General features: G+C 35.2%; 14 protein-coding genes. 6 read left to right on the top strand and 8 right to left on the bottom strand.

Annotated features, from left to right (window positions below; genetic code table 11):
* Positions 1-22: 22 nt before the first annotated feature.
* Positions 23-535: a GreA/GreB family elongation factor gene (locus HUE88_RS02310; protein WP_194370676.1), complete on the bottom strand. Its 513-nt coding sequence runs from the start codon at positions 533-535 to the stop codon at positions 23-25.
* A gap of 22 nt (positions 536-557) precedes the next feature.
* Positions 558-884, bottom strand: a complete 327-nt coding sequence (locus tag HUE88_RS02305) for a hypothetical protein (protein ID WP_194370675.1) — start codon at positions 882-884, stop codon at positions 558-560.
* Between the two features lie 126 nt (positions 885-1,010).
* Here HUE88_RS02305 and HUE88_RS02300 point away from each other — a divergent pair, with 126 nt between their 5' ends.
* The 3 genes from HUE88_RS02300 to holA are packed head-to-tail and all read left to right on the top strand — an operon-like array spanning position 1,011 to position 4,725.
* Positions 1,011-1,808 (top strand): HDOD domain-containing protein, encoded by a 798-nt coding sequence (locus HUE88_RS02300; protein WP_194370674.1) that lies wholly within the window; start codon positions 1,011-1,013, stop codon positions 1,806-1,808.
* An 8-nt stretch (positions 1,809-1,816) separates the two neighbouring features.
* Complete coding sequence (locus HUE88_RS02295; RefSeq protein WP_194370673.1) at positions 1,817-3,757, top strand: RNB domain-containing ribonuclease; 1,941 nt, start codon at positions 1,817-1,819, stop codon at positions 3,755-3,757.
* Positions 3,757-4,725 carry a DNA polymerase III subunit delta gene (gene holA, locus HUE88_RS02290; protein WP_194370671.1) on the top strand — a complete coding sequence of 323 codons (969 nt, stop codon included), beginning with the start codon at positions 3,757-3,759 and terminating at the stop codon, positions 4,723-4,725. The genes HUE88_RS02295 and holA overlap by 1 nt, the downstream gene beginning before the upstream one ends.
* Before the next feature lie 6 nt (positions 4,726-4,731).
* Here holA and HUE88_RS14075 read toward each other — a convergent pair whose 3' ends face one another.
* The 4 genes from HUE88_RS14075 to yajC all read right to left on the bottom strand — a co-directional run bounded on the left by HUE88_RS14075 (position 4,732) and on the right by yajC (position 9,330).
* Complete coding sequence (locus tag HUE88_RS14075) at positions 4,732-6,375, bottom strand: methyl-accepting chemotaxis protein (RefSeq protein ID WP_194370669.1); 1,644 nt, start codon at positions 6,373-6,375, stop codon at positions 4,732-4,734.
* 159 nt (positions 6,376-6,534) lie between these two features.
* Positions 6,535-7,506: a protein translocase subunit SecF gene (gene secF, locus HUE88_RS02280; RefSeq protein WP_194370667.1), complete on the bottom strand. Its 972-nt coding sequence runs from the start codon at positions 7,504-7,506 to the stop codon at positions 6,535-6,537.
* A gap of 2 nt (positions 7,507-7,508) precedes the next feature.
* A complete protein-coding gene (gene secD, locus HUE88_RS02275; protein WP_194370665.1) occupies positions 7,509-9,074 on the bottom strand; it encodes a protein translocase subunit SecD in 1,566 nt (521 codons plus the stop codon).
* Complete coding sequence (yajC, locus tag HUE88_RS02270) at positions 9,064-9,330, bottom strand: preprotein translocase subunit YajC (RefSeq protein ID WP_194370662.1); 267 nt, start codon at positions 9,328-9,330, stop codon at positions 9,064-9,066. Before yajC ends, secD begins: the two co-directional genes overlap by 11 nt.
* A 102-nt stretch (positions 9,331-9,432) precedes the next feature.
* On the opposite strand from yajC, the gene HUE88_RS02265 reads away from it, so the two are divergent.
* The 3 genes from HUE88_RS02265 to HUE88_RS02255 are packed head-to-tail and all read left to right on the top strand — an operon-like array spanning position 9,433 to position 13,354.
* Positions 9,433-10,671 carry an apolipoprotein N-acyltransferase gene (locus tag HUE88_RS02265; protein ID WP_229860125.1) on the top strand — a complete coding sequence of 413 codons (1,239 nt, stop codon included), beginning with the start codon at positions 9,433-9,435 and terminating at the stop codon, positions 10,669-10,671.
* 60 nt (positions 10,672-10,731) lie between these two features.
* Positions 10,732-12,828: an RNA degradosome polyphosphate kinase gene (locus HUE88_RS02260; protein WP_194370660.1), complete on the top strand. Its 2,097-nt coding sequence runs from the start codon at positions 10,732-10,734 to the stop codon at positions 12,826-12,828.
* Between the two features lies 1 nt (position 12,829).
* Positions 12,830-13,354 (top strand): gamma carbonic anhydrase family protein, encoded by a 525-nt coding sequence (locus tag HUE88_RS02255; RefSeq protein WP_194370658.1) that lies wholly within the window; start codon positions 12,830-12,832, stop codon positions 13,352-13,354.
* Position 13,355: 1 nt separating this feature from the next.
* On the opposite strand, the gene argJ is transcribed toward HUE88_RS02255, so the two are convergent.
* Both argJ and HUE88_RS02245 read right to left on the bottom strand, forming a co-directional pair.
* Positions 13,356-14,531, bottom strand: a complete 1,176-nt coding sequence (gene argJ, locus HUE88_RS02250) for a bifunctional glutamate N-acetyltransferase/amino-acid acetyltransferase ArgJ (RefSeq protein ID WP_194370656.1) — start codon at positions 14,529-14,531, stop codon at positions 13,356-13,358.
* Entirely contained in the window at positions 14,524-15,654 is a 1,131-nt protein-coding gene (locus tag HUE88_RS02245; RefSeq protein ID WP_194370648.1) for a potassium channel family protein, read from the bottom strand. Before HUE88_RS02245 ends, argJ begins: the two co-directional genes overlap by 8 nt.
* Positions 15,655-15,667: the final 13 nt, after the last annotated feature.

Below are 15,667 nucleotides of genomic sequence, written 5' to 3'. Positions count from 1 at the left end.
CTAATATGAGGTAAAAAGAATTTTAATGAAAGGAAAAGTCTGCTTTTGTTCTGATATTTTTCTTTAACGAGAAGATATTTTCATACTTTATTTCTAAAATTTCGTACTCTTTTTTACCGTTAGGAAGTCTTAAAACAAATTCATCACCTACGCTCTTGCCAAGTAAAGCTTTGGCGATTGGGGAGTGAATAGAGATTAATCCGTTTTCCGGTTCAGTTTCCAAAACTCCACAAAGTGTGTAACTCTCCTCTTCATCACTTTCAATATTCAAAAGCTTAACACTGCTTCCAAAGCAAACTTTTACATGTGAATAGATGGATGGATCTACTATCTGTGATTTTGCAATCATTGAGTTTAGATAAAAAAGCCTTTTATCAATAAAACGCAGTTTCTCTTTTGCAGCATGATAATCGGCATTTTCACTTCTATCACCTTGAGCGGCTGCAACTAATTTTTCTGATGCAACCTTTGGTTTTTCGACTTCAAGTAAGTACTTAAACTCTTGGGTTAAAAGATCATAACCCTCTATGCTCATGGGCTCTTTCAAAAAAATCTCACTAATGGTTAAACCCAACTATATAATAGGTCTCTTTGTTGTCCAATTTATTAACCGTAATTTTAAATTTTTCACTAAAGTGCCTTATCTTTTCGTGTGCTTCTTGTGCTATTTCTAAGCTTGGAGACTCTATTTTAATCTTAAAGCAGTCATTGGTATTTGACATTGCCACATAAGACTCATCTACTTTAAGGTGGTCATGTAAATCCATAATATGTTTTTGTATTTTTTCATACCCTGCAGTGTTCTCTTCAATTCTCTGTAATTGCTTAACTAAAGCATCATTTGGTGCATAACCTAGTTGTATCAGCATTGCCTCTCTTTGCATTCCATTCCTTTTTTTACTTTTAAGATAAAAATAATAACAGCAATTTGTAAATATTCAGTATGTTTTTATCTACATGTACTATAATTATGTAATTAACTCATAACTATACAAATTAACGAGGGCTTTATGACTGAAGACATACTAAAAAAGATCAAACAACTACCGCCACTTCCAGAATCTGCAATGCAGATAGAAGCTGTTTATCAAAACCCTGATAGTAGCTTTAACGATATGGTAAAAATTCTTGAAAAAGATCCTCTTCTAACTGCCGATATTCTAAAGGCTGCCAACTCCCCTCTTTATGGATTTTCTCGTGAAATAAATGCTATAAGTCAGGCGGTAGGGCTCTTTGGAATGGGGACGGTAAGAGGCTTCGCACTTGCAAGTATTGTTAAAAAAAGCTTTTCTCTTGATTTATCACCTTACGGCATAGATAGTGACATGTTTTCCGTCCTCTCCAAAAAGCAACATGGACTCACTACTGCATGGTGTCTAAAAACAGAAGGTAAACTGCTTGGTGTTTTATCCCCAGCTGCATTTCTTGTTGAGATTGGTAAAGTATTAATAGCTCAGCATATAAAGGCTGAGAAAAAAGAAGTTGAGTTTAGAGATGCTTTGAAAGAGCTTCAGGATGTGGAAGAAGCTGAGAGGAAAATTGCCGGTGTTGACACTCCTGAAGTAAGTGCCACTATATTTGAGCATTGGAGATTTGAATCAGGCCTAGTTAACACAATAGCTAACTGTCAAAACCCGGACAAAGCAGATGAAGCAGATAAAAAAGCTGCTCAAATCTTGCAGGTCGTCCGCACAGCTGTTCCAATAAATGGCGTTCTCACTGAAGAGAGTATTGATAAAGCAAAAGAACTAATTGCCAAATATGGCCTACATTTAGAAAGCTTTGAAAAAGCACTCGAAAACTTATAGAATTATAAATGAAATCACTTCTTATAAGACTCACTCATGGTTTGAGTGAGCAGGACATCTCTAAAGATGAACTTTCATATGTGAACGATTTTTTGGATAAACAATATATTACCGAAAAAGAGGGTGTATACAAATTTAATTCCAAGTACCGTGCAGGTACTTTAGGGCTAGTTCAAAGTTCAACCGCCTACCTAAATGTTATCGGTGAAAATGTTAAAGATCTTTTTATTGAAGATGGCGACTTTGCTAAAGCAAAAGAGGGTGACCTTGTTATAGCACAAAGATTGCTTGGTAAAAGAGGTGCTCCAAGTGCCAAAATAGTCGAAATAGTAGGTCGTGCACAAACTTACAGCGTTGCTTATATCACCTCCAAGGATGGTGCGAAATCTTTAGCAGACCTCAAGACAGGTTTTCCGACTGGTGTAGAGATGACTCCAAAAGAGCTAAACTCATACAGCGACGGTGATGTATTTAAAGTGAACAACCAAGACTACACAATAATGGAAAAACTTGGAAACATGAAAGACCCTCTTGTTGATGAAAAAATAGTTCTTGCACAATTTAATAAACATGATGAATTTGAGCCTGAAGTTTTAGAGGTTGCCACATCTTTTAAAGAGGTAGATGCTTCAAAATATCCAAAAAGAGTTGATTTAAGAAAGCTCCCTTTTTGCACAATAGATCCTGTTACAGCAAAAGATTTTGATGATGCAATATACTGGGATGATAACAACACAACTTTGTATGTTGCCATTGCCGATGTTAGTGAATATGTAACGCCATTTGGTCCGATAGACAATGAAGCAATTTACAGAAGTTTCTCCATCTATCTTCCTCACCGCTCGATACCAATGCTTCCCCGCCAACTTAGTGAAACTCTATGTTCTCTGCAGGCACATGTAGACAGACTGGCTTATGTTTTTGAGATGAAGCTAGATCTTAATAGTCTAGAAGTAGTGAAATCAAAGGTTTATGAGGCAATAATACACTCAGACAGAAGATTTAACTATGAAGAGATTGATGCATATTTTAATAATGAATTAAAAGCTAAAAATTCTGATGAAGTGAAAATTTTTGATTATATTACTAAACTTAGAGTTGTTACAGACAAGCTTAAAGAAAAAAGACTGAAAATCGGCTATGACTTCCGCTCAATGGAGTTGGAGATGCAAATTGATGAAAATTCAAATTTAATCTCAACTACTTATGCCGAGGAGACACCTTCTCATGCACTTATAGAAGATTGTATGCTTTTAGCAAACAAAGCAGCTGCTTCACAGTTTGCAAGAGGGATTTTTAGAATACATGAGCCTCCAAATCAGGTAAAGATTCAAAAACTATACCAAGAGTTAGCCGGAATAGGAATGTTTATAGATATAAAAGAGACTATAAAAGAGACAATTACAGATATTCAAAAGCAAGCCAGAGAGATGGATTTAGAGAGCGAGGTAGACACTCTTATTATCCGTTCTCAAATGCAAGCTAGATATGCTCCGATGAACTCTGGGCACTTTGGTCTAGGCTTTGAGGCATACACGCACTTTACTTCGCCAATTCGCAGATATAGCGACCTTATAGTTCACAGGCTTTTAAAGGCAATTAACAATAACGATACTGCCGAAGGGTCATATGTTCTTAGAAATATAGAGTCTCTAAGCATGACAATAAGTGAAAAAGAGAGAGAAGCAAGTACTATAGAAGTTGAATTTATGGCACGAAAGTTTGCAAGATGGGCTGAGCAAAATATAAATAAAGAGTTTAAAGCACGAATAAGTTCAACTGACCCTGAGGTAAAAGCTGAACTACATGATGAGATTAAAGGTGCAAAACTAAATATAACCTCTAGTGAAAATGCAACTCTCTTTGAAGATGTGACAGTCTGTATTGACAAGGTAGATATCGCCAAAGCTAAAATATTTGCAAGAGTTGTACAAAAAGATATTGACTAGTGTACAAGAGTGAATTAGATAAACATATTCAAAACAACTCTCTTTCGAATAGTTTTGTGCTATTTGGTGAGAGCAGTTTTCTTATTGACATATACACTAAAAAACTCACTGATATTCAAGATGCTTCAACTTTGTCTTACTACCATGATGAATATAATTTCAACTCTGCTAAAGCCCATCTTTCTCAAGCCTCTCTTTTTGGTGGTCAAAATATTTTAATCATTAAAAGTGAAAAAAAAGTCCCTAAAAAAGATTTGGATATTTTAATAGATTACTGTGAAAAAAATAGAGACAACATCTTTGTGTATGCTTATTATGGTAGTGATCATAAAACTTATAATAGCAAGAGTGCTTTTGGTAAAACAACTGCCATGTCTGTTAGATTTTTCAATCCGAGCCAAAGTGAAGCTATTTTTGCACTATCTCAAATAGCACGTGACAAAAAGGTAAATATAGACAACTACACCATAACACACCTTCTAAACATACATCATTGTGATATTGCCCTAGCTTCTAACGAGATTGATAAATTCAGAGTCTACGATAGAACAATAACGACAAAAGATGTAGATAACTTAGTATTTGGACTTGCGCTTGTAAATATAGATGAGTTAATAAAAAAGATTTTAAATAAAAAAGATTTTAGAAGTGAGCTGGAGAATATTCTTGAGCATGGTGAAGACGAGATAAGAATTGTGACCGCTATAACAAGCTACCTTACACAACTCTACATGTTTAACATATACATAAGAGTCAATGGAGCTCCAAACGCCTTGGAAATACTAGGCTACCCTGCTCCAAAATTTGTAGTTGATGAAAAAGCTGCTCTTTCAATAAAGTTTAAACCGAGCACCTACTATAAACTGCATGAACTTTTGTTAGAGAGTGAACTTAAAATGAAAAGTTCGCATGTAGATAAAAGTGCGATATTGCTATCTACACTTATTCGGGTTCAGCAACTTTTATAAATTAAATTATTTTGAAGTCTTAAAACCATTTAATTTATTTTGTAAACTCTCAGTAAGTCTGTGTAAATGTTCAGAAGCTTTATGAATTTCAGTAACACTAAGCCCATTTTCTTTTGAAATATTATTTATTGTTCCTATCTGAGACATTATCGTTTCAGAATCTTGGCCTATTTTTATTGTTGTCTGTAAAGCTGAATTTACTTCCAATGAAGAGTTCTCCATAACTTGTGCTGCAGCTATTATTTGCTCTTCCACGCTAGAAGCGATTAGTGCCATTGCATGATACTCTTCTACGTTTTGATTCATACCTTGACTACTATCATTGACAGATTGCACTACAACGCCGATTGTTGTACTTATCTCTGATAATGTTTTTTGCGTACGCTCTGCTAGCTTCCTAACTTCATCGGCGACAACAGCAAAGCCTCTTCCATGTTCTCCTGCTCGTGCAGCTTCTATAGCAGCATTTAGTGCCAATAGATTTGTCTGGTCTGCTATATCACTAATAATATTTAAAACTTCTTTTACTTGGTCTATATCCTGACTAAGTTGGTTTAACTGAGTTGCTAATCCTGCTTCAGATTCAGCATTTTTATTAATAATTTGCGTCAAGTTTAAAACTTTATATTTTGTTTCTTCAAGTGCAGTATTGGCATTTCTCATCTCATCACGCATATGCTCAGATGTCTCAACTGAAGCAGCAGTTATGTTTTTTATATCTTGAGAAGTTTTTACAGCAGTACCAACTACCTTTTCTTGCTCAATTGCACGCTTTTGAATAACTCTTACTGTGGCACTCAGCTCTTCAGAAATAGCAGCATTTTCACTACTTAACTCTTTGGTCTCTCTAATACTTATTTGTACTTTTTTTATAAAACCGTTAATATTTTGGGCAACCAATCTTATCTCGTCTTTAGATTCTACATAAACTCTTTGGGTCAAGTCCCCTTCTCCCTCTGCTAAATCCTTAGTAACACTAAGCATTTTGTTTAGCGAATTCATAATATCGCCGGAAATCAATACCCCTAATGTGATTACCATTGCAAATAATGCAATTACAGAATATAATGAGCTCATACTTAGTGCTTCTTGCTTAAGAACTGCATTTTTAGCTGCTTCTTGAAGCTCTTCATTTATTGACAATATAACGGTATTTATATTTTCACCTATCCCGCCAGATATAGAATCAATCTCATTATCAAGTGCATTCCATGCTTCTTCTGTGACATTTGATTCAACCATCTTTTTTAGTTTAACCTTAACAACTGGTTCTAGGGCCTCTAATGCTCTAACAATTTCATTTGCACTTCTTTTTTCTACTTCAGTGTCTGCAGATTTTATAAAGCTTGCCTTATAGCTATTAAATTTTAAAAATAGGTCATTTATCTCTTGAACTCTTTCATAAGAGACAGAACCGTCAGCCCTGTCAATAATAATATCCATTGCTGTGAGTGTTATAGATGTATTAATAAAATTAATATCCTTTGCTATCAATATCTGCTTGTAACGTAACGACTGCTCATCACTTGTCTTAATTAGACTGCCTACTTGAATATTACTATATACTACATATATTAAAAACATAATACTTGGTACGAGAACAAGCAAAAAAACTTTTGCTTTAATTGACATATTTTTCAATGCAGACATTGAGAAATCCTTGTTTCACTTAAATTTCAGGAATTGTAACTAAAGGAGACTTAAGCTTAATTATTTTTATACAAAATAACTAAGCTAACAATATAATTATATTTAATTGAAGAATTTGCACCCTCTCTAGGGATGGGTGCATAAGAATAAAATGATGTTTTACATCACTCCAGATTCGAATTGTTCACGCATTCTTTGTTTTTCGGCTTCTCTTTTTGCTTTATGTGCAAGCTTGATATGGTATTTTTTCACATCAAAACCAAATGCAAGCAAAATCGGTGAAGCAACAAAGATTGATGAGTATGTTCCAACTACAACACCAACTAATAGAGTAAATGCAAAAGCATGAATAATCTCACCGCCAAACATAAACAATGTAAATACAACGAAGAAGGTTGTAAGAGAGGTTAGAGTTGTTCTAGCCAATGTTCTCGTAACTGACTCGTCAATAATCCCTGAGAGGTCGCTATTTCTACCATTGGTTACACCCTCGCGGATACGGTCAAATACAATGATAGTATCGTTTAGTGAGTAACCAAGTATTGTTAAAAGTGCCGCTAAAACATCAAGGTTAACATCTAAACCAACAAGCGTAATAGCACCAAGAGCAATAGAGACATCATGCACAAGTGCAACTATTGAAGCAACGGCAAATCTCCACTCAAATCTAAATGCAACATAGACCAAAATACCAAAAACAGCTAAGACTAGGGACATTATTCCCTTCTCTTTTAGCTCACTGCCTACTTTTGGACCTACTATATCAACACGTCGAACTTCGAACTCTCCTGTGCCAGACAAAGCGGCTCTTGTTTCATCACCGATATCAACAGTAACACTTCCTGTTGTTGTTTTCATACGGATTACAACTTCCTCAGCAGACCCAAACTCTGTGATACTAGCACTGTTAAACAGCTTGTTGCTCTTTAATTTTTCTCTCATTTCATCAATTGGAGCTACTGAAGTGTATTTAACTTGAACTATTGTTCCGCCGGCAAAATCAACACCGTAGTTTAGTCCTTTAACTGCCAACAGAGCCAATGAACTCAACACAACTGCAATAGATATAATCATTGCAAGTTTTGACTTCCCCATAAAGTTAAAGGTTTTTGTATATCTGAAAAACTCCATAATTAGCCCTTTATCCCGAACCATAAACGGTTATTTTTACTTTTTTGTATTTTCTTCTCTAGCATCTCATAAATACCATGAGTACCAAGAATTGCCGTAAGCATAGAAGCTAAAATACCGATGCTAATAGTAATAGCGAAACCTTTGATTGCGCCTGTTCCATAAGCGTAAAGAACAATAGCAGCAATAAGTGTTGTTATATTTGCATCTAAAATTGCTCGCATTGCATTTGCATAGCCATCTTCTATCGCTTTATGGATAGAGACACCCTGATAAATAAGCTCACGGATACGCTCAGAGATTATAACATTGGCATCAACGGCCATACCTACAGTAAGAACAATACCTGCCATACCAGGAAGAGTAAGCGTCGCTCCGAAGAGACTCATAACAGCTAATATGATAAACAAGTTTGCTACAAGAGCAATATTTGCTATAAGTCCGGCTAAACGATAATAAACAACCATAAAAATAATTACTAAAACAAAACCGCCAATTAAAGCAACCATGCTAGCTTTAATGCTATCAGCACCCAAGCTTGGTCCAACCGAACGTTTTTCCATCAAATAAATTGGAGCTAAAAGTGAGCCTGAACGAAGAGCAATAGATAAATCTTTTGCTTCCATAACAGTATAATTTCCAGAAATCTGACCACTTCCCCCGCCAATACGCTCATTTATATTTGGCGCAGAGTAAACTTTTCCATCAAGAACTACTGCCAATCTTTTCCCAACACTTTTACCTGTGAAGTCTCCAAAAATCTCAGCACCCTCTGCATTAAGGGTGAAGTTAATAAGTGGTCGATTATTTTGATCAAATCCTACATGTGCATCTGTTAGCATTGTTCCGTCTAAGATTGGAATCTCACGAACAAGATATTTTAGATTAGAATTTTTTACATCTTCTAAAATAATATCACCATATTCTGCCGCATCTGCTACACTCATATTGTCTACTCTAGCCGATCTGTCTTCATCAACAGCCATAAGCTCAAGCTTTGCAGCGCGAGAGATAAGTTCACGCGCACGTTGTTCTTCCTCTTGAGTCTTAATACCGGCCAACTCTACAAGTATCTTCTCTTCACCTTGTCTTGCAACGATAGGTTCAGCCAAACCAAACTGGTCAAGTCTGTTTCTTATAGTCTCTATTGCTTGACTTATTGCTTGTTTTTCTGTTCTAATAACCTCTTCGGGAGTTAGACTCAAAGAGATGTTTTCGCCTTCAAATGCTACTACTGCACCTTCAATTTCTGATAAGTGCTTTTGAACAGCTTTTGTATCATCTGCATCTAGGACAGTAAATGAAATTGAGCTCTCATCAAATTTAAGTGAATCAATCAAGATATCATTGCGTTCACTAAAATGTTTAATACTTGCAGCGATTGATTTGATACGAGATTTTACAGCCTCATCAGTTTTGACACCAAGAAGCATATGTAAACCGCCTTGAAGATCAAGACCTAAATTGACTTTTTTTCCATCTTGCGTTTGCAAAAGCGAGGGAATAGAGAAAAATATTCCAAATATTATCGCAAGTGCAAAAACAACTATGCGATAATTAAGCTTCATCCTCGAACTTTCTAGAAACAGCGTCTTTTGTAATCTTCACTATTGTATCATCGTTGAATTTAACGCTTAAAAATTGTTCCTCTACCTTGTGTACTACAACAATAACGCCGCCGGCAGTAACAATTTTGTCACCTTTTTTAAGAGCCTCTATCATCTCTTTTCTGCTTTTTGCCTCTTTTTGTTGCGGACGAATAATTACGAAGTACATAATTGCGATTAAAAATACGAACGGTAATAGTTGACTTAATATTTCCATGGTTATGGGTTTCCTTTGAATAAATTGTGGCGATTATACAAAACATATCTTAATAAATGACTGAATACTGCTATAATTTTGTTCTAATTACGAGGTATCAGCTTGATTAATAAATTTAAAAATATAAAAAAATCTTTAAACCCTTTGCTATTTGACCTAATATTTGGAGTTCTAGCAGCTCTATTTTTCAGTGCTTTTATCTATTTTGAACATATAGGCATTACTTTAAAACTACTAAACACTCTTTTTGCAATTTTATCTTTAGCATTTTTTTTATATATGCCAAAAAGAGCCATATTGATTGCTGGATTATTTATTGGAATTTTGTGGTTTTACTGGATTGGATACAGTTTTGAATATAACGGAGTTGGATACCTCACCCCTTTTATAGCTATTATTTTTGCACTTATCTACATGTTGTTTTTCGGTGTTTTGGCACTTACTGACAAAGTCTACATAAGGGCTATTTTGATTTTTGCACTCAGTTTTTTTGAGCCTATGGATTGGAACTGGCTTCAAATCGAGCTTATATTTGTAGATAGCTATATAGGCGTTTTAAAATATCAACTTGCAGTCGTTTTATTAGCCTTATCACTTCCAAAATACCTGAGAGGAGCATACAAATACGCACCACTTTTTCTAATTATTTTAGCTTTTAACTTTGCCCCGCAAACGCAAAAGGATGCTCCGCTAAAAATAAAACTTGTTTCAACTGATATAACCCAAGATATTAAATGGAAAGAAGAGACTCTTACTCCAACTCTAAATATGGCGTTTAAAGAGATACAAAGTGCTCTTGAAAGTAACTATGATTTGATTGTATTTCCCGAATCTGTTTTTCCTCTTTACATGAATAAAGCGCCATCTCTTTTGGAAAAGCTATCAGAGCTATCAAAAGATATAACAATAGTTGCCGGCTCACTTATGATTGAAAACAATACAAATTATAATGTTACTTACATGTTTGAAAACGGCAATTATCAAGTTGCTAAGAAGTTGGTTCTTGTTCCATTTGGAGAGTATATTCCTCTTCCTAAGTTCGCTCAAAAAATCATTAATGATACTTTTTTTGCAGGAGCTTCTGACTTTAAAACAGCAACAAAACCAACAGACTTCATAATTAAGGGTGTTAAATTTAGAAATGCAATCTGTTACGAGGCTACATGTAAAGAGTTGTATGAGGGAGATGTTGATTTTCTTATTGCTACTAGCAATAATGCTTGGTTTGCTCCATCAATAGAGCCGACTCTTCAAAAACTTCTTATGAGATACTATGCTCGAAAAAATGGTGTAACTATTTACCACTCAGCTAACTACCTAGGTACAGGTATTATCAAGTAACTATATTCTAACAAGCTTTTGGATATAATCACCAAAATATATAACTACATAGGGTGAATAATGTTAAATCTAAAAAATCCATTTTTATATAACAATCGTGAAATTTCTTGGCTACAGTTTAATACTAGAGTTTTAAAGCAAGCCCAAGATGAATCGCTTCCACTTCTAGAGCGTCTTAAATTTTTAGCTATTTATGGGACAAATTTAGATGAATTCTACATGATTAGAATTGCGGGATTGAAAAAACTTTTTGCTGCTGGTATTATTGTCTCAAGCGCCGACAGACTAACTCCCCTTCAGCAACTTCGCGAAATAAGACAATATCTTCATCAAGAACAACAGGTAGTTGAGCACTGTTTAAATGAAATTTTAAAGAAGCTAGAGCCTGAGGGAATTAGAGTAAAATCATTCAAAGAACTTAATCAACAAGAAAAAAACTACCTCAAAAGATATTTCAAAGAAAATATATATCCAGTAATTATTCCCATTGCTGTTGATTCAACACACCCTTTTCCGCACCTTAACAACTTAAGTTTTGGCCTTATTGTTAAACTCAAAGATGACGACAACGAAGCAATTGAGAGATTTGGTATTATTCGTGTTCCTAGGGTTTTGACAAGGTTTTTAGAACTTGACAATGGCACATATGTTCCAATCGGTTCCCTTATAGCTCAACATGTAGAAGAACTTTTTCCTGGCTACACTCTTTTGAAGTATGTATCTTTTAGAGTGACTAGAAATGCCGATATTGAGATAGAAGAGGAAGAGGCTGATGACTTTATGGAGATTCTTGAAGAGGGGCTAAAGCTTCGCAGAAAAGGTGCTATGGTTAGACTTGAAGTTGGTTCAGATGCAGATGAAGAGATTATTAACTTTTTCAATCGTCATACAAATGTTTACAAAGATGATATTTATAAATTCCATACTTTTATAAATCTTTCAAGCCTATGGCAAATTGTTTCAAATAAAAATTTTGCTCACCTGCTAGCAGCACCGTTTAAGCCAATATCTCTGCCTCCTTTAGATAATGCTGAAAATATTTTTACCACCTTGGAAAAGCAAGATATTTTGCTCTATCACCCATATGAAAGTTTTGATCCGATTGTAAAATTTATTCAAAGTGCTGCTAAAGATACTGATGTTGTCTCTATAAAAATGACACTTTACCGATCAGGAACAAATTCTCCTATTGTTCAGGCACTTATGGCTGCTAGTGAGTCTGGAAAACAGGTAACGGTAATGGTTGAGTTAAAAGCAAGGTTTGATGAAGAGAATAACCTTATTTGGGCTAGAGCACTAGAGCAAGCTGGAGCACATGTTATTTATGGTATCCGTGGATTTAAAGTCCATGCCAAAGCAACCTTGGTGACTAGAAGAAAAAATGGCAAGCTAAAACAGTACGCTCATTTAGGAACAGGAAATTATAACCCTGCTACATCAAAAATATATACCGATATGAGCTATATGACATCTAAAGATGAAATCACAAATGATCTTACTAGATTTTTTCACTTCCTAACTGGATTTAGTAAAAAAGGCAAGCTCGATGAACTCTACATGTCACCATCTCAGATTAAACCAAAGTTGCTCTCACTTATTCAAAATGAGGCAAGAAAAGGTCCAAATGGAGAGATAATTGCAAAATTAAACTCACTAGTAGATGAAGATGTAATAAGAGCACTCTACAAAGCAAGTCAAGCTGGTGTTAAAATAAATCTTATAGTTCGTGGTATCTGCTGTTTAAAAGTAGGAATAGAGGGTGTTAGTGAGAATATTAGAGTTATCTCAATTTTAGGTAAATATCTTGAGCATACAAGAACTTTCTATTTTAAAAATGATGATTCTCAGGTTTATATTTCTTCTGCTGATTGGATGCCAAGAAATCTAGTAAGAAGAATAGAGCTGTTAACCGCTATAAAAGATGAAAAATCTAAAAATAAAATTTTGCAGATACTAAAGCTTCAGTGTTCAGACAATGCTTTAGCTTATGAACTTCAAAGTGACGGCTCTTATATAAAGATAAAAAATGATGGCATTAAAACAATAAACAATCATAAACTTTTAGAAGATTATGTAAACAGAGTTTCAAGAGCAACAAAAAAAGAGACAGCCAGCTTTATTGAGGAGCTGGCTTCGAATATTTTCATGGAGAATTAATATGTTACATAGCTTTAAAGGAATCAATCCTAAAATCGGAGAAGGAACTTGGATTGCCCCATCTGCTGATGTAATTGGAGAGGTAACATGTGGAACTGATTGCTCTATATGGTTTGGAACTGTAGTAAGGGGTGATGTTCACTTTATTACAATTGGTGACAGAGTGAGTGTTCAAGACCTTAGCATGATACATGTAACTCACTATAAAAAAGATGACAAAAGTGATGGACACCCTACGATAATAGGGGATGATGTAACAATAGGTCATCGCGTTATGCTTCATGGATGCACAATTGAAGATGCTTGTCTTATAGGGATGAGTGCCACAATACTTGATGGTGCTGTTATTGGTAAAGAATCTATTGTTGGAGCAGGAGCACTTGTTACTAAAAACAAGATCTTCCCTCCACGATCTCTGATTATGGGAAGCCCTGCTAAAGTTGTCAGGGAGTTAAATGATTCAGAAGTTAAAGAGCTATATGCTTCTGCATCAAGATATGTAGAGTTTAAATCTCACTACCAATAAACTAAGTGCGATAATCCGCATTTATTTTAACATACTCATGACCCAAATCACAGCCGTAAGCCTTGAAGCTTCCTTCGCCAATACCTAAGTCACAAGAGATGGTAAACTTACTTTGCTGCATAACTGCTGCACATTGTTTCTCCATCTCTTCGTTAAAATAGAGCTCTCCCTTATCGTAAACACATAAGTTGTCAAATGAAATTTTCAAACTCTCCTCATTAGCTTCAACACCACTAGCACCGACCGTTGAAGCAATTCGTCCCCAATTTGGATCTTCACCAAAAAGAGCAGTTTTAACTAAAAGTGAATCTGATAATGCTTTTGCTGCTATTTCAGCTTCTCTGTCATCTTTTGCACCTGTTACATTGTATGTAACAAGCTTTGTAGCACCTTCTCCATCTCTAACCATCTCTAGTGCTAAAAAGTGCATAACATTAAAAAGTGCCTCTTTAAAAGCCTCTTTCTCATAAGCTCCACTTTTTCCATTTGCTAATAGTAAAACTGTATCGTTTGTTGATGTATCCCCATCAACACTAATGGCATTAAATGTATTTTTAACGCTAGCATCTAAAGCCTCTTGCATTTGACTTTTACTCACAAGTGCATCGGTCGTTATAAAGCATAACATTGTTGCCATTGCCGGGTTTATCATCCCAGCACCTTTGGCTATTGCTCCTATGCTGAAACTACTACCATCATCAAGTTCAACTTTAAACGATATCTCTTTTGCAAATGTATCTGTTGTCATAATTGCTTTTGAAGCAGAACTTGAATCTTTTTTAGAGTAGTCAAAAAGCTTAATTCCATCTATTATTTTTTGTTTTGGCAGTCTAACACCAATAACTCCCGTTGAGCTCATAATTGGATTTTTTACATTTTTGCATGTAGACAACACTTCATTTATATCATCTATACCTGATTTGCCTGTCATTGCATTGGCATTTTTAGAGTTAATTAGTATAAAATTTGTTTTAAACTCACCCATAGAACGAAAATGTCTTATTGGAGCTGCACACATTTTATTTGTAGTAAATACTGAGGCGACTTCACACTCATCTTCACTGAAAATAAATGCCATATCTTTTGCAGAATTTTTTTTCAAACCTGCGCTCACGCCATCTGCGAAAAAACCATCACTAGCACAAACTCCACCCTGCGTATTAATTATCTTATACAAATTTCAATTCCTTTGGCTTGTCTCTTTTTCTCAACAGCCCTTTTGTTGTGTTAATATCTCTTTGAGTTCCAATAAGAAGCAGTTTACACTCACTTGTTATCAAAACATCACCCTTAGGCATAGCTAAGAACTTCCCATCTTTTTTTGTAATACCAATAATAGATGTATTAGTGATGGCTCTCATGTGTGTCTCTCTTAGCTTTTTCAAAACTGCCCAGCTGTACTTTGGAACTTCAACCTCTTCCATATCTAAAGGGTTATCACTTTTATATAAAAATTCTTCAAGTAGATTTTCCATATCAGGGCGTGCTGCCATTGCACTAACTCTCTGAGCAGTCAGTTTTGTTGGAGAGACAACAGTGTCGGCCCCTAGTTTTTTGAGTTTTTCTATGTCAGTAACAGTTTCTGCAGATGAGATAATATAGTATGGTCTTGGCAAAAAATGCTCTTTCTCAAACAGCCTTACTGAAGCGATTAAAGCAATATTATCGCTCATTGAATCCGAGAGCGTTATAAGACCCTTTGCAGAAGCTAGATGAGCCTTGAGCATTGTTAGCTCTGCATGTGGCTCTGCTTTTAAATATGTTGGATATTTATGCTCCTCAGCCCATGCATGAATCTCTTCTCTCGGGTCAATTACTACAAACGGTATATGATTCTTTCTCAACTGCTTTGTAACTTCAAGCGTATACTCATTATGGTAACAAACAACAAAGTGCTTTTTGAGCCTTGCTATATTATATAACATTCTTCGCTCCTTTAAAATTGCAACTATATGTCCTCTATTTAACTCAGCTATTAAAATACCGATAGCACTTGAAAAAACTGCGAAACCAGCTATAACGAGTGTTACTGTAAAAATTCTACCTGCATCTGAAATTGGAGCTATCTCCCCAAATCCAACTGTTGTAAAAGTTATTCCGGTTTGATAAATTGCGTCCATTAATGGGAAATCGTCTATTATAACATAGCCCATTGTACCAATCATCATTGTCATTACGGTTAAAATTAGAGGTAGGCGAAATGCCTTGAGGTGGGAGTAAATTTCTGGAAGAAGATTTACATCAGGTTTGGGAGAAGACTCCCAATGCAGAAATTTTCGAATTCTCGTTAAGAGATTCAATTAAATTTCCTTT

The sequence above is a fragment of the Candidatus Sulfurimonas baltica genome, assembly GCF_015265455.1.
GTDB lineage: Bacteria > Campylobacterota > Campylobacteria > Campylobacterales > Sulfurimonadaceae > Sulfurimonas > Sulfurimonas baltica.
The sequence above is the reverse complement of the archived record's forward strand: the minus strand, read 5'-3'. Positions and strand labels throughout refer to the sequence as shown.